This is a genomic window from Veillonella parvula (genome assembly GCF_001553335.1).
In the GTDB taxonomy this organism is placed as follows: Bacteria; Bacillota; Negativicutes; order Veillonellales; family Veillonellaceae; genus Veillonella; species Veillonella parvula_S.
Map to the genome: position 1 here is coordinate 48045 of NZ_KQ960784.1, position 22408 is coordinate 70452.

Sequence of the window (22408 nt, forward strand, 5' to 3'; positions counted from 1 at the left end):
AAAATATTAGAGTACCCGCCAATAGAATACACATCCCCAATAATGAATACTTTTTTAATCTCATGTCAACCTCCAACTATATGTTTAATTTCTCCATAAAATATTGATATATAAATATATCAATACTAAATACTATAATCTATAGTATTTATCCTTACAAATGAGAACTATTTATAGAATCATAGCTAACTTGAATCGTTAAGTTTTCAAGATACTTATTAAATAAAGTATTAAAGGTACAAAAAGGGCTATTACATAATATATAGCTTTACTGCTCTTTATGTAATAGCCCCAATAGTAGCATAAGTACTAGTTAATTAAATTCTATTATTTACGTTTCAAATCTTTTGTAATGATGTAGTATTCAGATGGTGTCATCTTAATGCCATCAATATGGTTATTACCTACAATATTGATTTTAGGGTAACCTAAGAATAGAGCTACAGCGTTGTCCAACATAAGTTGTTGTGCATTGATAACCGCATTACGACGCACCACTGGATCGCCACTGCTTTCACCTAAAGCCAACAATTCATCGAAACGAGGATTGGAGAAGCCAGAGCCATTAATTTCAACGCCTGTACCCCAATATTGTTTCAAGAACCATACTGGTTGACCTGTATTAGCAGTTACAACACTGGAGATAATCATATCGTAATCACCAGATTGAGATAATGTGTCGATAACCGCATAATCTACGATTTTAATTTGTAAATCCACACCGATTTTTTTGTAATCTGCTTGCAATGCTTCCGCATATAATGGCAATTCAGGACGAGTTGTATAGGCGTAAAAGTCAAGCACGAGGTTTTCACCGTCTTTATCTACAATGCCATCGCCATTTGTATCTTCATAACCTTCACGTTTCAGTAATTCTTTAGCACGTTCCACATTATATTTATTAGGATCACGCAATTGGTTAAAGCCATAGTCTATGGATGGTGGCAATGGAGCTTTACCGGCTACGAAGGTATCTTTCATGAGGTTCTTCACATAAGACTCACGGTCTGCTGCTGCAATGAGGGCTGCACGAAGATTAGGATTCTGTAGTTTCCCTTTTTGCCCCATACGAACAAATACATCTCGCAAGGAAGCCACTTCATAGATAGTGAAATTTTTATCATTTTGGAAGATACTATATTCACCAGGTCCAATGCTAACGGCCATATCTACATCGCCCGCTTGTAACGCCATAGCACGAGTATTCGCATCATTAATAGATGGGATTTCAACCTTAGCAAAACCTGCCTTGCCATCCCAGTAATTATCATTGCGCTTTAGTTCAGCACGCTCTTTTGTGAAAGAGGATACTATATATGGACCAGTCCCAATAGGCCCTTCCTTCGCAATATCGCGGCCATTCGCTTCCGCCGTTACATCCATAATCAAGAATAATGGATCGCCTAGCAAGTTTGGCAAGTTGTAGTATTCCTTATCGGTCTTAATAGTCAACTCTTGACCTTTAGCGGTGATTTCCGTATAGTTAAAGAACGTTTTTGCTCGTTTACTTTTCGCAAATGTTCTTTCTAAAGATGCTTTCACCGCCTCAGCTGTCAAACTATTACCATTTGAGAACTTTACTTTATCGTTGATGGTGAAAGTCCATGTCAATTTGTCGTCACCTTGTTTCCAAGATGTTGCAAGCCAAGGCGTTGCTTTCATTTGATCATCAAACTTGATAAGCGTTTCACCTACGCCAAACCGCACAACGGCCCAGCTAAAATAATTTTCTGTTGGTTCTAATGTACCAGCAAAGCTAATGGCCCCTACCTTTAATACATCAGTAGAAGGAGCGGCCTCTTGGTTAATGCAACCGACAGTACCGAGAACTGTCATACCAAGAGTCATACCAATGAGTAAAGCCTTACGCAATCCTTTCATTTACACACCTAACCTTTCTACACTCATTAACTATTATTTTATGCCCAGATACTCACTAAGTTTTACATTAACATAATCTAGTAAACCTAATCCACTTTTTACAATAGTTACTATATAGAGAGAATCCATGTACATCACTTCATATGAGCATACTTTGTTATACCCATAGGGGTATATTTCATATAGTCAACTATACTATATATTACGTGTTAACACAATGTATATTTACTAAATATTTCGATATATCTATTAAAAAAATTTCATATATGTATTGCACATACAAAAATAGCAGTTAGTATGCAAACTAACTGCTATTTTGATTTACCTATAAGATTTAAAACTCAACATTTTAAATCTATATGCTCGAAGTCTAACATTCAAAATCTATATATTTGAATGAGTTTCTTACATTATGCTTCTAATGCAGCCTCATCTAAGGTAAGTGGCTTATGATCTTGGCCAATTTCAAAGATGGAGCTCAATAGAACTTTTGTGTAAGGATGTTTCGCATCTGCTAAGTGGAACGCATCTAATTCTTCAACGATAGCCCCTTTATACATTACGACCACCTTATGGCACATCGTACGAATGAAGGCAATATCATGAGCAATAAATAGGTATGTTAAATTTTTCTTTTTTTGTAAACGCGCCAATAGGTACGCAATGGAGTCTTGTACAGATACGTCTAAAGCACTAGTAGCCTCGTCTAGAACGAGAATTTCTGGCTCTAATACGATAGCACGAGCAATGGCAACACGTTGACGTTGCCCCCCGGACATTTCATGAGGATAGCGATGCATAAACTCACGAGGTAAGTCTACCATCTCAAGGTAATCACCTGCAATTTGTTCTTCTGTTCCCTTTTCAAGAAGATCAAAATTGTATAGTGGCTCAAGAATGATATCCTTTACCTTCATTCGCGGATTAAAGGCTGCAGATGGATCTTGGAATACCATTTGAATTTTTTTACGGTATTCTTTCGTTTGTTCGGAGTTCATATGTTGAATCTCTACACCATCCACATAAATCTCACCTTCCGTAATAGGAAGCATCTTCATAATCATACGAACCAATGTTGTTTTCCCAGAGCCAGATTCCCCTACAATCCCAAGGGACTGACCTTTTTCGAGAGTTATATTAATATCCTTACATGCTTCGAGTTCACCACCAGTGGGAAGTGGGAATCGCTTATATACATTTTTTAATTCTACAGCGTAGTTAGTCAATGTAACGACCTCCTCCCAATGTTGGTACAGCCTCTTTTAATTGTTTCGTATATTCATTAGATGGATTTTCCAAAATGTCTTTAGGAGTACCTGCATCTACGACACGGCCCTTTTTCATAACGATAATGTAGTCCGACATATACGCCGCTACACCAAGATTATGGGTTACCATTACGATTGCGGAGTTATGCTCTTTAGCTAGGTCAAGCATTTGCATAACCACTTGAGATTGTGTCGTTACGTCTAGCGCAGATGTCGGTTCATCTCCGATGAGTAATTTAGGGTCTAAAGCTAACGCCATGGCAATACCCACACGTTGACGTTGCCCACCAGATAACTCATGAGGATAACGACGTAATATATCTGCCCCATTAGGTAGTGATACAGCTTCTAAAAGCTCAATAGCACGACGATCACATTCGTCATTATCGATTTCAATATGAGACTTAAATAGTTCTCTAAATTGTTTACCGATACGAACGATTGGATCTAATGCACTACCACTATCTTGGAAAATCATGGCCATATCTTTACCGCGCAAAAATCTCCATTCTGCTTTAGACAGATTACGAAGATCATGACCATTAAAGATCATAGACCCATCCGTAACTTCACCACCTACAGGCAATAAGCCCATGAGGGCACGAATCACGGTAGTTTTACCGGATCCAGACTCACCTACGATGGTTAATACCTTGCCGCGTTCCAAGGTAAAATTCACATCCATAACAGCAGGCACACCTTGGTACGCGATGTTAAGGTTTTCTACAGTTAGTATGTTTTCTGCCATTATAGCTCCTTACTATTTTGTAATTTTGTTAGTAATCCAGTAGTAGTCACTTGGGTACATTACAGCACCTTTCAAGTAAGAACCAAATACGATGTTAGTTTTAGGGTACCCTAAGAACAATGCTGCGCCATCATTCATCAACATTTGTTGAATTTGAATTGCATATGCACGACGTTTCACAGGATCAAATTCAGTTGCTGCTGCATCAAGCAATTCGTCTACAGAAGGATTGGAGTAGCCAGAGCCATTTTGTGCCCAGTCACCACCATTATTAGTATGCCAATAGTTAGCCAAGAAGTAGATAGGATCGCCTGTATTAGCTGTTACGATATTGGAAATAAGCATATCGTAATCACCATCTATACCCATTTTGTCAATTAAGTTATAGTCAACTGTTTTAATTTTCATGTCGATACCCACTTTTTTGAGATCAGCTTGTACAGCTTCCGCATAAAGTGGCAATTCAGCACGAGAGTTATAAACAACAAAATTAAATGTCAATGGTTTACCATCTTTATCAAGGATGCCGTCACCATCAGTATCTTTCCAGCCAGCTTCAGATAATAATTGTTTAGATCTTTCAGGATTATACGCATTAGGATCTTTCAAATCATTGAAGCCATAATCCATGGATGGTGGAATTGGAGCGGAGCCAGGGATGAATGTACCTTTTAACAATACATCAGCATAGCTCTTACGGTCTGTTGCAGAGATGACAGCAGCGCGAACCTTGTCGTCACCAAGAACGCCTTTTTGGTTGATACGTGCTAATACAACACGAAGAGATGCAATTTCATCTACTTTAAACTTATCGTTACCTTGGAACAATCCAATTTCGCCAGGGCCAATGTTTACAGCCATGTCGACATCCCCTGATTGCAAGCTCAACGCACGCGTATTAGGGTCATCGATGGAAGGAATTTCAACAGTTTTGAATGGTACTGCACCATCCCAATATTTTTCATTCGCTACCATTTCAGCACGTTCTTTTGTAAAAGATTTCACTACATATGGGCCTGTGCCGATAGGACCTTCTTTAGCAAAGTTACGACCATCTTTTTCAGATTGTACGTCAACGATTAGGAACAATGGATCCGCCAAAAGACCTGGCATATTAGGATATTCTTTTTTCGTATGAATGACTAACTGTTGTCCATTAGCTTCAATGGATTCATATTCAAAGAATGTTTTAGCCCGATTTTGCTTAGCAAAAGAGCGCTCGATAGACTCTTTAACTGCTTGAGCATCAACTTTTTTGCCATTGGAGAATGTTACTTTATCGTTGATGGTGAAAGTCCAAGTTTTCTTGTCTTCAGATACTTCCCATTTGGATGCAATCCAAGGTTGTGGTTTCATTTGCTCGTCAAATTTAGCCAATGTTTCACCTACACCATAACGCATTACAACCCATGCGAAGAAGTTTTCCGTAGGTTCTAAGGTAGATGCGAAATTAGTTACGCCTACTTTCAATACATCTTTATTTGCAGAACCATTGTTATCGGAGCCACAACCAGCAATGAAAGAACCCATCATTACAATGCTAAGACCTGCTAAAAGGGCCTTTTTCCAAGATTTTTTCATGTAAAATCTCCTTGTACAATTACATACAAAACATAAAAAATTTAAACATCAAGACTATGATAATCCAAAATAGTCAGTGATGGAAAAACCATTATTTATACCTATTCACATAGAAGCTTTCACAAGAGAAAATACCACCAAAAGCTTTCAAAATATGAATAGATATATATTACCCTTGGTTTTTAGGATCCACTACATCACGTAAGGAATCGGACCAAAGATTAAAAATAGCAACCACGATAAGGATGGACATACCAGGGAATGCCATGAGCCATGGGCTCGTTTGCAAGTACTGGCGACCCTCGTTAAGCATGAGGCCCCATTCTGGAGTCGGTGGCTGAGCACCAAAGCCAAGAAAGGATAAACCTGCTACCTCAATCATGATAGCCCCGATATCTAATGCACCTGTTGTAATAACGAGAGGCATAATATTAGGAATGATATGACGTCTGATGATGGTCGTCGTAGATGCCCCCATCATAACAGCAGCTGTTACATATTCCTCACCGCGTACCTTGAGCGTCATAGAACGTACAATACGAGCATATTTTGCCCAACCTACAACAGATAAGGCTAAAATCGTATTTACAATGCTACCACCTAAAATACCAGCAATAGCAATAGCCAATACGATACCAGGGAATGATAACATGATGTCTGCTAAACGCATAAGAACCATTTCAACTTTACCGCCAAAATAGCCTGCTGCAGCACCGATAATCGTACCAATACTAACCATGATTACAACAATAGTTACGCCCATGAACAAAGATAATTGAGTACCATAAATAACACGAGATAATACATCACGACCCAATTTATCAGTACCAAACCAATGTTGACTGCTTGGCGCTTGCAATGCTTGAGTCATATTAGATGTGAAAGCATCACCTGGTGCAAGCCAAGGCGCAAAGATAGCAACGATAACTACAAGAATCATCAAACTACTATAGAAAGAGAACAATTTATGTTTTTGGATAAATTCTGCCATTATGCTCTCTCCCGTTTCAATCTAGGGTCTAGTAGGATATATGACGCATCAACTAATGCATTAATGCACATATATGCTAAGGACACCCACAATACAAAGCCTTCGATCAATGGATAGTCGCGCATGGTAATAGCATAAATCGCCATATTCCCAAGGCCTGGCCAAGAGAATACCATTTCTACGACTGCTACCCCGCCTAATAACCAGCCCATAAGAACACCAAGAATAGTAATGAGCGGTAATACAGCGTTTGGTAAAATATGACCAAATAAAATTTTCATTTCACTCACACCACGAGCGCGAGCACCGATAACGTAATCCTTTTTCATTTCTTCAAGAATAACGAGACGAACTTGGCGCATGTACTTAGAGCCAACTACAACCGCTAGTGTAATAGCCGGTAAGATAACACCAATTGGAGTTACACGAGATGTGGCAATCGGTACAAGACCTAATTTAAGTCCAAAGATATAAATAAGTACAAGGCCTAACCAGAATGTAGGCATAGAAACACCTACAAAAGATGCAGCTCTTAACAGATAATCAACCCATTTATTACGATTTAAGGCGCTTATTATCCCTGCTGGCAACGCATAAAGTAGAGTAAATACTAAAGCAGTACCAGCTAACATCAAGGTTCCTGGTAAAGCCTCCAACATACGATCTACTACTGGCTTTTTAGCAGAATAACTCATCCCTAAATCACCTTGTGCCGCATTCACAACCCAGTTTGCATACTGCACTAAAAACGGTTTATCTAAACCGAGCTGAGCTCTAGTTTCATCGATAAGCTCCTGAGATACGATAGTATCCGCCGTTTCTAGTAGCATCGTTACTGGATCGCCTGGTGCTAAATAGGTGAGACAAAATGTCAAAAATGTAATGCCAAACAAGGTGACAATAAATTGCCCCAATTGTTTGACAAAGCGTTTGCCCATAGGCGCCTCCTAAACTCTCTAAACACTAACAACAAAATAAATGACAAACTAATGATACGAGTCCCTACCTACATAGCTGTGAGACTAAATGATAAGGAAACGAAAAAAGGCTAGTCGCCCGACTAACCTAAATTAAGCACGGTAATGCATACCATGCATTTTAGAGCAGGCTTTCTGACTCTGATTCATCGCAACATCTCGGCCTTCCCAGTTTCCCAGTGACCCCATAATGAAACCTTGCTCCTCATTACAGCTATTTGCATAGTATGGGGTTTTCACCCATTTTCCTCTTTTACGCTCGGTAAACACCGACACTCACTAGTTCATACATTTTTATCGATTATAAATATACTATATTAATACTCTATTTACAATACATATACCCCTTAAGGGTATATGTATATCGTGTATTTTCAATATAATTTTTATACTAATAAAAAATATCAATTAATGATTAAGTTCACAATCGTGTATAAAGTTTCACAAATTATTTTATATATATGATATTTTTCTGTATTAACTGCATACAACTGTATATATATTTAATTTTATGATAATAAAAATATTATCATAAAATCTTTTTATACATAGCCAAAAATATATCAATAAACAAAATACTCTTTAAGATATTCCCCATTATACCCTCATCAATTATAAGTTTAGTTTATTATTAGTATAAAAAAAGGCTGTTACAAGGTAACAGCCTCTAAAAGACGAGAGATATTCAGTTAATCGATACTTTGTTGTAAACGGTGCGCTCTGCGTGTATCCCACGCTTTACGCAAAACATAGATCACCAAGCCAATGCTTACTGCTACTGCACTACCTAACATAGCATCAAAGCCACATGCGTAGATAGCATATAGACAGTAGAGAACGCCAATACTGAACAAGTAGTTAGAGCGTTTAATACGGCTTTCAGCTACGCCAGCCATACGCATCATTGTAGGTACTGCCAAAATGCACAATACATACGGTACTACGTTAGTTACAACCGCTAAGTTTACTAAGATTTCAAATTGCTCACGCAAGGAATCGCTAGCAGTGAATAAAGTAAGCAATGTTTCAACAGCTAGTAAAATCAATACGCCACGAACAGGAGCGTCTTTGCTATTTACACGAGCGAATATTTTAGGGAAGTAACCATGTTCCGCTGCGCTTTTGAATACGCGGGACAATGTGAATTGCCAGCAGAGCAAAGCGCCAAAGCAAGAAATAACCATAGCAGCCATAACGATGTTTGCAATAGTATCATTGAACATGTATACGAATGTCAAACCGAATGGTGCGTTAGAATTTAATAAGTCAACGTTAGGCACAATACCTGCCATAACGTTTGTGGACAAGATATAAACCACTGCCACTGCTAATGTACCTGCCACAGTTGCGATAGGTACGTTTTTCTTTGGATTCTCAACAGCATCAGCATTAGCCGCTGCGGACTCAAATCCTAGGAAGCCCCATAAAGTTAGGGAAATAGATTGTTTTACCGCATCATAAAGCGGAAGATCATTTGGGTTCCATGCCGCCCAATAAATAGACGGATCAAACCAATACCAGCCGATTGTACCGATTAATAAAACCGGAACAATAGAACCCCAAATAGTCATGTTGCTGAGTCGACCTGTGAAGCGATTACCTCTGAAGTTCAGAATCGCTGCAAACCACAAGAGCACAATTGTTACTTGGCTTGTTTGTGTAGCATTAAGGTCAGCACCAAAGAAAGCTGCGCCATAACCTACGGCAGATACCGCGATGGCGATATTAGCAATGATGAGAGATATGCTGTAAGCATAGCTCGCCATAAAATGTCCAGTTTTACCGAAGCGATGTTCTGCATAACCGCCCATGCCCCCTTGTTTTTGGGAGAACATACCCGCTTGAGCAAAAATATACGCCAATAAAAGCGCACCCACAGCTGTCACGAGCCAAGATAAAACTGAAATAGTACCAACTTGAGCCAAATTAGTTGGTAACATAATGATCCCAGCTCCTAGCATATTGGCTGCTACCATTGTGGTTAGCTGGAATACAGACATTTTTTTAGCGGTCGTTTTCATGTATCAATCCCCTTTCACTAAGGTGAATTTTTTCTCGTCCATAATTCACTTAATAATATATATACCGCTAAGTAAATCCAGTTCGTGCTGTGATGGGCTTGAATGTGGATTTACCGTTTTTATTCTTATTACGAATTAAATAATAACACCTATGAAACTAAAATAAAAGTACTTTATTGGCGGACAAGGCATATTACACGAATTGAATAAATTATAGGCAATTTATCAACTAAAACGAATAGAACTTATTTTAAGAACGAAAAGGTATAATTTTACCCTAATTTATTCTTTGTATATATGTAATTTTTCCTATCTATCACGGTTATAGTGTCGTAGTACAAGACTATTATTTTTTCACAGTCCACTCTATACGCACACGCCAATCCATTATTTTAATAATGGATTATCAATTAGAATCCTCAAGTTTATAGATATCATCTAACTTTCAAATAAAAAATCGATATACATATAAGTATAATGGGCAATACTAGTCCATTAATGAAGTCCTTATATGTATATCGATCTTATTTTTTTCAGATTTTATTGATAACTATTCTTTAATTTTATCCAATGATTATTCCACACTAGAATCTATTCTTGTACAGATTCAACGATTGCTTTCCATTCAGCAATTTGCTTTTCCTCAGCAGCGATAATAATTTTACCATTATTACGTTGTCGTTCCACACATTCTGGAGCTGTACCAGAGTAGTTATTACGACCTGCAACACAAGCTTCGATGGAGATGGCGTCAAGAATATCTGCATCAAAATAGTTGGAAATAGCTTTGAAGTCCTCTACGGATAGATCAAGGAGTACACAACCTTTTTCTATACAATGATGCACCGCATTACCTACGATTTCATGGGCTTCACGGAATGGGACACCTTTTTTTGCAAGGTAATCTGCCATATCCGTGGCATTAGAGAAGTCGTCATCAAGGACTGCTTTCATATGCGCCCCATTGACCTTCATACCGCGAATCATAGCCGTATTAATGGACAATGCGAAATGTACCGTATCAATAGCATCGAAGATACCTTCTTTATCCTCTTGCATATCCTTGTTGTATGTAAGAGGCAATCCTTTTAACGTAGTTAAAAGGCCTAACAAGTGACCATAGGTACGTCCTGTTTTGCCACGAACCAGTTCGCATACGTCAGGATTTTTCTTTTGCGGCATGATGCTAGAACCTGTGCAGTGAGCATCATCAAGTTCAATAAAGTTGAACTCATTGGTAGACCACAAAATCAACTCTTCGCTAAGACGACTCAAGTGCATCATCACTAAAGATGCAAAGGACAAGAATTCAACTACGTAATCGCGGTCAGATACGGCATCCATGCTATTTTCGTAAATTCGAGAGAATCCCAATAGTTTTTGTGTGTACGTTTGATCAATGCCATACGTAGAACCAGCTAAAGCGCCTGCCCCAAGTGGCATGATGTCAGCATGTTTGAAGACCATCAACAAACGATCAAAGTCACGTTCCAACATAGAGAAATAGGCCATCATATGATGCCCAAACAATACAGGTTGAGCCCGTTGTAAGTGCGTATAGCCAGGCATGATAACATCACTATATTTTTCAGCTGTTTCGAGGAGGGCCTTTTGCATATCTACGATGAGTTCACCCATTTCTACAACAGCTTTACGCACATACATGTGCAAGTCTACTGCGCATTGGTCATTACGGCTGCGGCCGGTATGCAAACGACCACCGGCTTCACCGATATCATCTGTTAAACGCTTTTCAATATTCATGTGAATATCTTCAAGAGCTACGGAAAATGGAAACTCCCCTTTATCAATTTGGCCTTTAATCTTAGTTAAGCCCTCTAAGATGGCATCTCGATCTGCTTCGGAAATAATATTTTGTTTTGCCAGCATTGTCGCATGTGCCTTGCTGCCTGCAATATCTTCGGCGTACATCCGCGCATCAAAAGCGATAGAGGATGTAAAATCCTCTACCGCTTTATCAGTGCCTTTTGTGAAACGCCCGCCCCACAATTTAGCCATTATTTACCTGCTTTCTCTTTCATCAATGCATTAATTTTGAGAGGTAAACCGAACAAGTTGATGAAACCTTCTGCATCAGATTGATCGTATACATCATCTTCTTCAAATGTTACGAAATCTTCGCTGTACAAGGAATATGGGGAAGTGCTGCCCGCAGAAATGATATTTCCTTTGTACAATTTAAGTTTTACTTCACCGGTTACAGTTTTTTGAGTTTCATCAACAAACGCTTGTAATGCGTTCATCAATGGCGCAAACCACATGCCATCATATACGAGTTCGGCGTATTTGTTAGCAATGAGTTCTTTGTAGTGATATGTAGCTCTATCTAAGCAAAGGTATTCAAGTTCTCTATGAGCATACATGATGATGGAGCCACCTGGGTTTTCATAAACACCACGGGATTTCATACCTACCAATCTATTTTCAACGATATCTACAACGCCCACACCATAATGTGCGCCGATTTCATTGAGTTTTTCTAATATTTGTAATGGGGTGCCTTCTTGACCGTCTACGGCTACAGGTACACCTTCTTTAAAGGATACAGTTACATAACCAGCTTCATCTGGAGCTTGTTCAGGTGTATGTGTTACCAAGTACACATCATCTTTAGGCGCATTTGCTGGATTTTCAAGATCGCCGCCTTCATGGGACAAATGCCATACGTTTTGGTCCATAGAATATGGATGAGATTTTGTAGCTACAACTGGAATATCGTGTTTAGCAGCATATTCCATACAGTCTGTTCTAGATTTCAAATCCCATTCTCTCCAAGGAGCGATGATTTTCATATTAGGAGCTAATGCTTTGATAGTCAACTCAAAACGAACTTGGTCATTACCTTTACCAGTCGCACCATGAGCGATTGCATCAGCACCTTCTTTTTTTGCAATATCTACAAGGATTTTACCGATTAAAGGTCTCGCAAAGGATGTACCTAATAAATATTTACCTTCGTAGATTGCACCAGCTTTTACAGTAGGCCATACATAATCTTTTACAAATTCTTCCTTAGCGTCAACGATGTACGCTTTAGATGCGCCAGATTTAATTGCTTTTTTCTCAACTGCATCATAATCCTCAGGTTGGCCCAAATCTACACACACAGCAATAACTTCAGCGCCATAATTTTCTTTCAACCAAGGAATGATAACAGAAGTATCTAAGCCACCAGAATATGCGAGTACTACTTTATTTGCTTTACCCATGATAACACCTCATAAACCACTATCTATTTAGACTCATATAATCAATACAATATCAGATAATTGTGAAAGCACCGTGGTATCTTCTATCACCAACAGGCATTTTCTCCTTCTGACAAAAAATAGTATACACCTGTATAATTATAAATGCAAGCATTATTTTTATTCATTTTAATGATATTTTTCGTTTACGAACTAATAAACAAGCTATATCTAGTAATCGAACACCAGATATAGCTTATTAAATATATTAAGTTATTCTTCCACAAGCTCCAAGTCCTGTTGGTACGCATAGTCTGCCTCGGCTTGTGTAATCATGCCTTGGTCTACCATTTGTTCGAGCACCAGCTTTTGTCGAGCCTTAGCTCCTTCATAGTTCGTATAGGGATCTAAATAGGACGGTGCATTGGGTAATGCAGCGAGCAAAGCACTTTGCCCCAATGTTAATCGGCTTGGGCTTGTCCCAAAGTATCCGTGAGCTGCTTCATAGATACCGTAATAATTATGACCATAATATACGGTATTCAAGTACATGATAAGGATTTCTTCCTTAGAGTAGTAATGTTCCATTTCACTAGCGAGGATGGCCTCTTCCACCTTACGACTCATGATACGCTTCGAGGAAAGGAACAGATTTTTTACAAGTTGTTGTGTAATAGTACTACCGCCTTCCAAGGTTTCACCTGCTATAGTGTTTGTGTACAAGGCGCGAATAATACCGAGTACATCAATAGCTCCATGTTTATAATACCGCTTATCTTCAATAGCGATTAGTGCATTTTTTGTATACTCAGGAATAACATCCCCTTTCACCCAATGTTCTTTTGAAACACGTTGATTAAGAGCTATCTGTACTTTATCTCTAAATGTAAACAGTCGTATAATTCGATCCGTACGACTGAGCGTGTCTTCACTTTGTTCTATTTGTTTTTCAACAATTGTATGAGCTTTACTTTCACGATTTGTCCCTTGAAAGCTATGGTATCCGTCATATATAAACATAGCCAAAATCATAACCACTACGAACACAACTAGATTTCGAAGGTAGCGAAATACTTTCATTTCTTTCACCTATTTCTTAAAGGTCTGTAATATAAACACATGTAACTATAGGTTTATAGTCTAGCCATATATACAATACCTTATATACATATACAAATATAAGGTATATTAAATGTATTGTATCACATCAATCAATAAGAAGATATGTAAAACACTAGTTTTACGTCCACTCATACTACAAATATATTTAATATAGCTTATAATAGCATGATATCATATATCTATATATACCGATTAATGCATATTAGTTATACTTATTAAGTTGTATTAAAAACTTTAAATAGAGTATAATGTATGAGATGATAAAAACATGCCTATGGAGGAGTAAAATGAAACAGTGTATGGATTCAGAAAATCTGCATCGTCGATTGCGTAAAATCTTAGGTCAAGTGCAAGCTATTGATCGAATGATTGAAGAAGACATTCCCTGCGAAGATGTGTTGAGCCAAATTAATGCAGCTAAGTCTGCACTACATAAAGTAGGACAAGTAGTTCTTGAAGGACATATCAACCACTGCGTACGAGATGGTATCGAACATGGTGACGTGGAAAAAACCATTAGCGACTTTACAAAAGCTGTAGAGCGCTTTGCAAATATGGGTAAATAAAAAAGGACTCTACAAATGAATTGCACCCAAAAAATTAGACATAATTTTGGGAGGTGCAGTTCAAAATGTAGGGTCCTTTTTATTACCCTCATATTAATCGTGGTTAGTTGTTAAGAATTCGCTCAATGCAGCGAGTGCCTCGTCTTCGTCAGCACCGTCAGCAGTCAAGGTAACGGATGTGCCTTTTGTAGCACCCAAGGTCAATACAGTTAAAATAGATTTAGCATCTGCTGTTTTGCCATTAGCAGCGATAGTCACTTTGGAAGCGAACTTAGCAGCCAATTGTGTGAAAGCTGTAGCAGGACGAGCATGTAAACCGGATTCGTTAGTAATTTCTACTGTTAATTCTTTCATGATAACCTCTTTCTATCTCGATAGGCGGTGCCTATCCATACGTTCTAATAGATATATTGTATCAATATCAAGCATTTCAATTCAAGTATATTACATCGTATTTGCTATGTAATGATCCTATTTAACCAAAATAGAATTATAATAAACCTTTTTCAGCTAATACAGATTTAGCGTATTCTGTAATTTCTTCTGCTGTGTCCATAGTAAGTGCTTTATTTGCCACCTCTTCACATTCTGTTTTGGAAACAGAACGCAAAATATTTTTAATAAGAGGAATCGAAGACGCCGTCATGGAGAATTCGTCGAGACCAAGGCCCAACAGAATCATGGTCGCCACAGGGTCGCTAGCAAGCTCGCCACACATACCGGTAAATTTACCTTGTTCATGACTGGCATCAATGACGTGTTTAATAAGACGTAACACCCCTGGATGCAATGGTTGATACAAGCTACCAATTGCTTCGTTCATACGGTCTACTGCCAATGTGTATTGGCAAAGATCATTCGTACCGATACTGAAGAAGTCAACATATTTAGCAAGGATTGGAGATATAACAGCTGCCGCTGGTACTTCGATCATGATGCCAACCTTGATATCCTTGTTAAAATCTTTACTCTCAGCCGCCAGCTCCTCTTTACATTCATCAAGCATAGCATTCGCTTGTTTCACTTCCTCAACGGAAGCAATCATAGGATACATGATGTGAATATCACCAAACGCACTAGCACGTAACAAAGCCCGCAATTGTACCTTAAAGATATCTGGACGATTTAAGGATATTCGAATAGCACGGTATCCTAGGAATGGGTTCATTTCACTTGGTAAATCAAGGCATTTCAATTCCTTGTCTCCACCGATGTCCATGGTACGGATGATAACAGGCTGTCCCTTCATATCTTGGGCTACCTTTTTATACTCTTCGAATTGTATTTCTTCTGCAGGCAATTCGTCATTTTCCATGTAAAGGAATTCTGTACGGTACAAACCAATACCTTGCGCCCCCATAGTGAGCGCATGTTTAGCATCCTTCGCCTTACCAATGTTGCCGAATAGCTCTACATGATGACCATCAGTAGTAGTAGCTTCAAGATTAGCGGATTCGCGCAACCGTTTTAACTCCTCTTGAAACGCCAACGCTTGATTTGTATACTCCGTCCAATCCGCATCAGATGGATTGATTTCCACGATACCATCCGTACCAAGAACGACTGCCTTATCGCCATCTGCAAAGCTTTCAATATCACCAACGCCCATAACTGCAGGAATCTCTAAGGTGCGAGCCATGATAGCCGCATGAGATGTAGGGCCACCTGCTGCCGTAACGATACCTTTTACTACCGCTTTATCAAGGGATGCCGTATCAGATGGTGCCAAATCATGAGCCACCAAGATAACCTCGCCAGAAATATGTGATAAACCGCGAGGGTTCATGCCTAACATATTACGCATCAAACGATCGCCGATATCCTTAATATCTGCACCTCGTTCACGCATGTAAGCGTCTTCCATACCAAGGAAGATATTTGCAAAGGTTTCAATTGTTTGAGCCGTAGCCGCTACCACATTCATATGGCTAGACTCAACAAGGGATTTAATTCCGTCAGATAAGGATGGGTCTTGAGCAATTTGCATATGCGCTTCAAAAATAGCCGCCTCTTCTGGCCCCATTTCATCCAACGCTTTTTTGCGAATAGTATCCAATTGTTTTAAGGTAGATGCCATAGCAGTTGCAAACTTGCCTATTTCTTCTTCTACCTTGTCTTCCGTTACATTGTAATCAGGAATGACAATTTCCTCTTGAATATATCTATATACATTGCCTACTGCAATGCCACGAGATCCAGAAATCCCTTGAATTCGCATATGTGTTCCTCTTTCTATTACGATTAACTACATTACTCTTTATTTTATCATTTCTCTGTTAAACAATAAAGTAATCCAAATACCTATATTCCCTTAAATAATCGTCCCATATGGGGCATTTTTTGTTTCACTATAACTCTTAATAAACGCTGTAAGCTTTCCTTATTTTCCCTTTATTTTGCTATAAATTTATACGATTCCATACAATGCTTAAGGCCTATTTATGATATAATATTATAATATAGAATATATAATAATAAACATATGAGACTTTCACGGGCTTCATGGTGAAAGTCTTACTTATTGATAGGAGACTTTATGAAATTAACGAAAATGCATGGTCTCGGCAATGACTTCATCCTCTTTGCCGACCCACAAGGGACGTCTAAAGACTACACAGACCTCGCCATCCGCCTTTGCGATCGTCGCACGGGTATTGGTGCCGATGGTCTTGCCGTCCTAGTTCCTTCCGAAACCTGTGATGTGCGCATGCGCATCATCAACTCCGATGGTAGTGAAGCAGAAATGTGCGGTAATGCCATCCGTTGCTTTGCCAAATACGCTTATGAACACGGTGAAACAACGAAGGAGACTTTCACCATCGAAACCTTAGCTGGCGTAATGAAGCCTACCTTGACTATCGAAAACGGAATCGTCACACAAGTTACTGTAAATATGGGCAAACCATTCTTCAAAGCCCAAGACATTCCTATGGATGTAAACATGGAAAAGGTTATCGACGTAGACCTCGATGTAAACGGTGAGACTGTAACGGTAAACTCCGTATTGCTCGGCGTACCTCATACAGAGGTATTCATCGACGACATTACAAAGGCCCCTGTTACAACACAGGGCCCAATCCTTGAAAAGCACGATATTTTCCCTGCTAACACAAATGTAAACTACATTGAAGTAGTAAATGACAAACACATCAAGGTGCGCACATGGGAGCGTGGCGCAGGCGCTACCTTAGCTTGTGGAACAGGATCTTGTGCCTCTGCCGTTATGTCCTTTGAAAAGGGCTTAACAGGCCGCGAAGTAGATGTAGAACTCTATTTAGGAACATTGCATATTTCATACTTGGAGGATGGCACGGTACTCATGACAGGCCCTGCTGAGGAAGTCTTCGAAACAGAACTTCCTATCGATTAAAATGAAGTGGTTACAACTTATATTAAATGCATTCTTAAAGCATCAACAAGGGCGCACACTCATGCCACGTAATATAGAGCCCCTCTTGGGACTACTTGCATCCATTCTCGTCATTCTCATCGCCGTAGCCAATAGCATCGCTATTGGTTATGCCTTGATTGTCGTATGGTGCATCATGGCCTACGTGTTTTATCGCAAAGGGTATGCACCGAAAGAATTATTAAACCTATCGTGGACTGGTGCAAAAACATCCATCGTAGTGATGCAAATCTTCCTTCTCATCGGTTGGCTCATCGCCATGTGGCAAGCAGCAGGCGTTATTCCTATGATTATTGCCACAGGTATCGATTTAATTGATCCATCCCTCTTTATCGTCTGTGCCTTTTTATTAACAGCTATAGTGAGCATGTTATTGGGTACTGCACTAGGCACTGTAGGAACGATAGGCATCGTACTTATCACAATGGCAAGAGCTGGTAATATCCCAGAAAACATTGTAGCTGGTGCTATTATTGCAGGCGCTTACTTTGGTGATCGAAACGGGCCACTATCCTCTAGTGCATCTCTCGTAGCGGCCTTGACCCATACAAAGGTATCGACGAATATTCCCATCATGTTTAAAGATGGTATTCCAGCACTCATTATCTCTACAGTGCTGTATCTATTACTATCTCAGTGGTACCCACTCAATTACGAAAATAGTTTACTATCCGATACAATTCACTTTATTTTCAACATCGATTGGACATTATGGATTCCAGTCATCATCGTCATTGGTCTATTGCCTTTAAAAGTATCTATCCGTTGGCCTATCGGACTCAGTGCATTAGCAGCAGCTATTCTAGCCTATACCAATCAGGATGCGAGCCTCTCAGAGTTGGGATGGTATACCTTAACGGGCTTCGAATTACCGCACTATAATCCACTAGCTAATATCATTCATGGCGGCGGTCTACAAACGATGTTTATCCCTACCCTTTCAATTTTTATGGCTACTGCCATTTCAGGCATGCTCGAAGGGGTTGGCTTCTGGAACGATATACGACAACTGTTAGAGCGAGCTAAAACACGGAGCGATGTATTTGCTGCCAATGTAGGTCTTGCCTTCTTAACAGGTGCGGTTGGATGCAGCCAAGCTATTGCGGTAGTTATGACGCACTCTATTATGCGCATTACCTACGCACAGCGAGGTATTCAAGACGAAGATGTAATGCTAGACTTTGAAAATAGTGGCATTCTCATCGCTCCATTACAACCATGGAATATCGCTGCCTACGTGCCCATTGTCATGATGGGTACAAGTTCAACAGGTTATGTACCATTTGCCTTCTTCCTATATCTAGTACCACTCATCTATTGGTTACGATTACGGAAGCAAGATCAACCAATCATACGCTAATTAGTATTATCTCAAAAGGGGAAATTGTATGATTTATACCATTACCTTTAATCCAGCTCTCGATTATATCGTGCGCCTTGATCACCTCAAGACGGGTACTATTAATCGCACCATCCAAGAATACGTTCTCGGTGGCGGCAAAGGTATCAACGTATCTATCGTGCTCAACAATCTTGGCATGGATACGACAGCACTCGGCTTCATCGCAGGGTTTACAGGCGAAGAAATCGTAACACAACTCAAGAAATTCGGCGTGAAAGAAGATTTCATCCGGCTTCGCGAAGGATTAACCCGCATCAATGTTAAGGTAAAGGCCTGTGATGAGGAAACAGAGATTAATGGCCGCGGCCCAATCATTGCTACCGACGAATTAGAAGCTCTATACAAACAGCTTGATGCGTTGACTGAAAAGGACACCTTAATCCTTGCTGGCAGCATTCCTTCTAGCCTACCAAGCGATATGTACGAACTCATTATGGATCGCTTACAACATAAAAATATTCGCATCGTAGTCGATGCTACAAAGGATCTACTCACAAAAGTCTTGCCTTATAAACCATTTTTAATTAAGCCAAATAATCACGAGCTCAGTGAAATTTTTGGTCGTACCTTATCTACAAAAGATCAGCTTGTAGAAGCAGCAAAAGCATTGCAAGAGAAAGGCGCACAACACGTGCTCATCTCCATGGCTGGTGATGGTGCTATTTTGGTGTCCGCTGACGGTACGGTATATACCAGTCCTGCTCCTAAAGGAACACTTGTGAATTCCGTAGGTGCTGGCGACTCAATGGTAGCCGGCTTTATTACGGGCTATGAAAAGACAGGTGCCTTACAAGAAGCACTCTACTGGGGTATCTCTAGTGGCTCTGCCTCCGCTTACTCTGAAAACCTCGCTACCCTTGAAGAAGTAGAAGCACTGCTTTCACAAGTACGAGTTAAATAGTTTTATATTTTATGTGCATCAAGGAGTACACATATGAAAATCACTGATCTATTAAAACCTCAATCTATCCTGCTGAATGCAGATCCTGTCACAAAAGCTGACGCCATTTACACCTTAGGTGAATTGATGGACAAAGGCGGCCACTTGACAGACAAGGCAGAATATTTAAAAGCAGTGTTCGCTCGTGAAGAGTCTGGTTCTACAGGCCTTGGCGACGGTATTGCCACACCACACGCTAAATCTGTAGGCGTAAAAGAAGCAGGCCTAGCTGCTATGGTCGTGCCTAACGGTGTAGATTTTGAAGCGCTTGATGGTCAACCTTCCCGCCTATTCTTCATGATTGCAGCTCCAGAAGGTGCGGCTGACACTCACGTAGAGGTATTGAGCCAATTAGCAACGATGGTGATTGACCCAGACTTCAAAGAAGCCCTAATTCAAGCGGCTACTGTTGATCGATTCTTAGAGCTCATTACAGCTAAAGAAGAAGGAAACTTTGACCCATCTGTAGACGGATATATCAAACCAGCAGAGGGTCAAAAAGCAACCAGCATTACCGATGCTATCGAAGCAAAGGCTACAGAAGCGATTGAAAAGGTAGCACCTAAGATTTCTGTAGATAACCCGCATTATGATGTACTTGCTGTTACTGGTTGCCCTACAGGCATTGCACATACCTATATGGCTGCTGAATCTTTAGAGCGCAAAGCTAAAGAAATGGGCATTGCTTTAAAGGTTGAGAAAAATGGTGCATCTGGAGTTAAAGACGCTCTTACAGCAGAAGAAATCGATCACGCTAAATGCATTATCGTAGCTTCTGACCGTCAAGTAGAGATGGCACGCTTTGATGGCAAACCTATGATTCAAACTAAGGTTGCGAACGGCATCAATAAAGCGGAAGAGTTATTGCGTGAAGCTATGGCTGGTACAGCACCTGTATACCATGCTTCCCCATCTGACAAAAATGGTGCAGTGGCTGCATTCGATGCGGCAGATAACTTTGGCCGTCAAATCTACAAACATTTGATGAATGGTGTCTCTCACATGTTGCCATTCGTTATCGGTGGCGGTATCTTAATTGCCCTTGCCTTTTTATTCGATGTATTCGACCCAGCAAATCCTAAAAACTTTGGTTCCGGTACGCCTCTTGCGGCCTTCCTAATGCAAATCGGTGGCGCTTCCTTTGGTTTCATGTTACCCGTATTAGCGGGTTACATCGCTATGAGTATTGCGGACCGTCCAGGTCTTGTAGCTGGTTTTGTTGGAGGCTTATTAGCTAATCAAGGTGGCTCTGGTTTCCTAGGTGCATTGATTGCCGGTTTCGCAGCAGGTTATTTGGTATTATTAGTTAAGAAATTAGTATCTGGTTTACCTCAAGCCTTAGAAGGTACAAAACCGGTTCTCTTCTACCCTGTGCTTGGCGTATTATTCATTGGTATCGCCATTACCTTTATCATCAACCCTCCTGTATCCGCACTTAACCACTGGTTGATGGACTCCTTGCAATCCATGGGCACAACGAGCCGCGTATTGTTAGGACTTATCTTTGGTGCTATGATGTCCGTTGACATGGGCGGCCCTGTAAACAAAGCGGCTTATGTTATCGGTACTGGTGCTCTTGCAACTGGCGAATACGGTATTATGGCGGCTGTCATGGCAGGCGGTATGGTTCCTCCATTGGCAATTGCTCTTTGTACTACATTCTTCCCTAGCCGCTTCACAGAGGCTGAACGTAAATCTGGTATCACAAACTACATCATGGGGCTTTCCTTCATCACAGAAGGTGCCATCCCATTTGCAGCAGCCGATCCAGTTCGCGTATTACCAGCTTGTATTATCGGTGCTGGTACAGCCGGTGCGTTATCTATGTTCTTCGAATGCACACTACGCGCTCCACACGGCGGCATCTTTGTAGTACCAACAATTGGTAATCCACTTCTATACCTTGCATCCATCGCAATCGGTTCCGTTGTGGCTTGCTTCATCTTAGCACTTGTAAAGCCAAGCTTAAAAAATAGTATCACTAAATAAATCATTAAAATTAATCTTCAATTATAACTTATATATGATTGATAGCTGATGATTGATTAATGACTCTTATCGATGGTGAAAGCTGGTGTCACACCAGTAGATATAGTAAAAGGACTAGAATATACGTATTCTGAACTGACCTAAAATTGGACACAATTTTGGAACAACAATTCAGAAGTATACGTGATCTAGTCCTTTTCTTATATTCAAAAATAATTAATATTATTTTATATTTTATAATCTAGACTACTTTCAAAAGTAGAAGCAAGTCCTCAAAATTGTACAATTACATCGATTTATGTTA

Annotated in this window: 17 protein-coding genes and 1 riboswitch; of the genes, 5 read left to right on the forward strand and 12 right to left on the reverse strand. The window is 39.9% G+C overall.

The genetic code is table 11. From position 1 onward, the window contains the following. Window positions 1-327: 327 nt before the first annotated feature. The 10 genes from HMPREF1865_RS02275 to HMPREF1865_RS02320 all read right to left on the reverse strand — a co-directional run bounded on the left by HMPREF1865_RS02275 (window position 328) and on the right by HMPREF1865_RS02320 (window position 13756). Entirely contained in the window at window positions 328-1881 is a 1554-nt protein-coding gene (locus HMPREF1865_RS02275) for an ABC transporter substrate-binding protein (protein ID WP_060919034.1), read from the reverse strand. A gap of 410 nt (window positions 1882-2291) precedes the next feature. Next, window positions 2292-3107, reverse strand: coding sequence for an ABC transporter ATP-binding protein (locus tag HMPREF1865_RS02280; RefSeq protein ID WP_060919035.1), 816 nt, complete (start codon window positions 3105-3107; stop codon window positions 2292-2294). After that, the gene (locus HMPREF1865_RS02285; protein WP_060919036.1) at window positions 3100-3897 is read right to left on the reverse strand and encodes an ABC transporter ATP-binding protein; all 798 of its coding nucleotides are present in this window, start codon (window positions 3895-3897) and stop codon (window positions 3100-3102) included. Before HMPREF1865_RS02285 ends, HMPREF1865_RS02280 begins: the two co-directional genes overlap by 8 nt. 12 nt (window positions 3898-3909) lie before the next feature. Further along, a complete protein-coding gene (locus HMPREF1865_RS02290; protein WP_060919037.1) occupies window positions 3910-5478 on the reverse strand; it encodes an ABC transporter substrate-binding protein in 1569 nt (522 codons plus the stop codon). A 169-nt stretch (window positions 5479-5647) separates the two neighbouring features. After that, window positions 5648-6469, reverse strand: a complete 822-nt coding sequence (gene nikC / locus HMPREF1865_RS02295) for a nickel transporter permease (RefSeq protein WP_060919038.1) — start codon at window positions 6467-6469, stop codon at window positions 5648-5650. Then, on the reverse strand, window positions 6469-7407 hold the full coding sequence (gene nikB / locus HMPREF1865_RS02300; protein ID WP_060919039.1) for a nickel ABC transporter permease: 939 nt from the start codon (window positions 7405-7407) through the stop codon (window positions 6469-6471). Before nikB ends, nikC begins: the two co-directional genes overlap by 1 nt. A 147-nt stretch (window positions 7408-7554) precedes the next feature. Next, window positions 7555-7741: riboswitch (cobalamin riboswitch) on the reverse strand. Between the two features lie 394 nt (window positions 7742-8135). After that, window positions 8136-9467 (reverse strand): putrescine-ornithine antiporter, encoded by a 1332-nt coding sequence (potE, locus tag HMPREF1865_RS02305; protein ID WP_060919040.1) that lies wholly within the window; start codon window positions 9465-9467, stop codon window positions 8136-8138. Between the two features lie 591 nt (window positions 9468-10058). Further along, the gene (argH, locus tag HMPREF1865_RS02310; RefSeq protein WP_060919041.1) at window positions 10059-11486 is read right to left on the reverse strand and encodes an argininosuccinate lyase; all 1428 of its coding nucleotides are present in this window, start codon (window positions 11484-11486) and stop codon (window positions 10059-10061) included. Continuing rightward, window positions 11486-12697 carry an argininosuccinate synthase gene (locus HMPREF1865_RS02315; RefSeq protein ID WP_004697508.1) on the reverse strand — a complete coding sequence of 404 codons (1212 nt, stop codon included), beginning with the start codon at window positions 12695-12697 and terminating at the stop codon, window positions 11486-11488. Before HMPREF1865_RS02315 ends, argH begins: the two co-directional genes overlap by 1 nt. Window positions 12698-12949: 252 nt before the next feature. Next, window positions 12950-13756, reverse strand: coding sequence for a transglycosylase domain-containing protein (locus tag HMPREF1865_RS02320; RefSeq protein ID WP_060919042.1), 807 nt, complete (start codon window positions 13754-13756; stop codon window positions 12950-12952). 329 nt (window positions 13757-14085) lie between these two features. Here HMPREF1865_RS02320 and HMPREF1865_RS02325 point away from each other — a divergent pair, with 329 nt between their 5' ends. Continuing rightward, entirely contained in the window at window positions 14086-14364 is a 279-nt protein-coding gene (locus tag HMPREF1865_RS02325) for a metal-sensing transcriptional repressor (protein WP_004695033.1), read from the forward strand. 93 nt (window positions 14365-14457) lie between these two features. On the opposite strand, the gene HMPREF1865_RS02330 is transcribed toward HMPREF1865_RS02325, so the two are convergent. Together HMPREF1865_RS02330 and ptsP are read right to left on the reverse strand one after the other, a co-directional pair. Then, window positions 14458-14718 carry an HPr family phosphocarrier protein gene (locus HMPREF1865_RS02330; RefSeq protein WP_004695032.1) on the reverse strand — a complete coding sequence of 87 codons (261 nt, stop codon included), beginning with the start codon at window positions 14716-14718 and terminating at the stop codon, window positions 14458-14460. Between the two features lie 136 nt (window positions 14719-14854). Further along, a complete protein-coding gene (gene ptsP, locus HMPREF1865_RS02335; protein WP_060919043.1) occupies window positions 14855-16582 on the reverse strand; it encodes a phosphoenolpyruvate--protein phosphotransferase in 1728 nt (575 codons plus the stop codon). 318 nt (window positions 16583-16900) lie between these two features. On the opposite strand from ptsP, the gene dapF reads away from it, so the two are divergent. The 4 genes from dapF (at window position 16901) to HMPREF1865_RS02355 (ending at window position 22104) form a co-directional block, all read left to right on the forward strand. After that, a complete protein-coding gene (dapF, locus tag HMPREF1865_RS02340) occupies window positions 16901-17734 on the forward strand; it encodes a diaminopimelate epimerase (protein ID WP_060919044.1) in 834 nt (277 codons plus the stop codon). A 61-nt stretch (window positions 17735-17795) separates the two neighbouring features. Continuing rightward, a complete protein-coding gene (locus HMPREF1865_RS02345; protein ID WP_230949593.1) occupies window positions 17796-19133 on the forward strand; it encodes a Na+/H+ antiporter NhaC family protein in 1338 nt (445 codons plus the stop codon). Window positions 19134-19161: 28 nt separating this feature from the next. After that, the gene (gene pfkB / locus HMPREF1865_RS02350; RefSeq protein ID WP_060919046.1) at window positions 19162-20076 is read left to right on the forward strand and encodes a 1-phosphofructokinase; all 915 of its coding nucleotides are present in this window, start codon (window positions 19162-19164) and stop codon (window positions 20074-20076) included. 33 nt (window positions 20077-20109) lie between these two features. Beyond that, window positions 20110-22104 carry a PTS fructose transporter subunit IIABC gene (locus HMPREF1865_RS02355; protein WP_060919047.1) on the forward strand — a complete coding sequence of 665 codons (1995 nt, stop codon included), beginning with the start codon at window positions 20110-20112 and terminating at the stop codon, window positions 22102-22104. Window positions 22105-22408 lie beyond the last annotated feature (304 nt).

What these genes read in the sequence shown, in the direction of transcription:
- HMPREF1865_RS02355 (WP_060919047.1), top strand. Translation starts at nt 20,110, where the DNA reads ATGAAAATCACTGATCTATTAAAACCTCAATCTATCCTGCTGAATGCA.
- HMPREF1865_RS02275 (WP_060919034.1), bottom strand. Translation starts at nt 1,881, where the DNA reads ATGAAAGGATTGCGTAAGGCTTTACTCATTGGTATGACTCTTGGTATG.
- HMPREF1865_RS02285 (WP_060919036.1), bottom strand. Translation starts at nt 3,897, where the DNA reads ATGGCAGAAAACATACTAACTGTAGAAAACCTTAACATCGCGTACCAA.
- argH (WP_060919041.1), bottom strand. Translation starts at nt 11,486, where the DNA reads ATGGCTAAATTGTGGGGCGGGCGTTTCACAAAAGGCACTGATAAAGCG.
- HMPREF1865_RS02290 (WP_060919037.1), bottom strand. Translation starts at nt 5,478, where the DNA reads ATGAAAAAATCTTGGAAAAAGGCCCTTTTAGCAGGTCTTAGCATTGTA.
- HMPREF1865_RS02320 (WP_060919042.1), bottom strand. Translation starts at nt 13,756, where the DNA reads ATGAAAGTATTTCGCTACCTTCGAAATCTAGTTGTGTTCGTAGTGGTT.
- nikB (WP_060919039.1), bottom strand. Translation starts at nt 7,407, where the DNA reads ATGGGCAAACGCTTTGTCAAACAATTGGGGCAATTTATTGTCACCTTG.
- dapF (WP_060919044.1), top strand. Translation starts at nt 16,901, where the DNA reads ATGAAATTAACGAAAATGCATGGTCTCGGCAATGACTTCATCCTCTTT.
- nikC (WP_060919038.1), bottom strand. Translation starts at nt 6,469, where the DNA reads ATGGCAGAATTTATCCAAAAACATAAATTGTTCTCTTTCTATAGTAGT.
- pfkB (WP_060919046.1), top strand. Translation starts at nt 19,162, where the DNA reads ATGATTTATACCATTACCTTTAATCCAGCTCTCGATTATATCGTGCGC.
- HMPREF1865_RS02325 (WP_004695033.1), top strand. Translation starts at nt 14,086, where the DNA reads ATGAAACAGTGTATGGATTCAGAAAATCTGCATCGTCGATTGCGTAAA.
- HMPREF1865_RS02315 (WP_004697508.1), bottom strand. Translation starts at nt 12,697, where the DNA reads ATGGGTAAAGCAAATAAAGTAGTACTCGCATATTCTGGTGGCTTAGAT.
- potE (WP_060919040.1), bottom strand. Translation starts at nt 9,467, where the DNA reads ATGAAAACGACCGCTAAAAAAATGTCTGTATTCCAGCTAACCACAATG.
- ptsP (WP_060919043.1), bottom strand. Translation starts at nt 16,582, where the DNA reads ATGCGAATTCAAGGGATTTCTGGATCTCGTGGCATTGCAGTAGGCAAT.
- HMPREF1865_RS02330 (WP_004695032.1), bottom strand. Translation starts at nt 14,718, where the DNA reads ATGAAAGAATTAACAGTAGAAATTACTAACGAATCCGGTTTACATGCT.
- HMPREF1865_RS02345 (WP_230949593.1), top strand. Translation starts at nt 17,796, where the DNA reads ATGCCACGTAATATAGAGCCCCTCTTGGGACTACTTGCATCCATTCTC.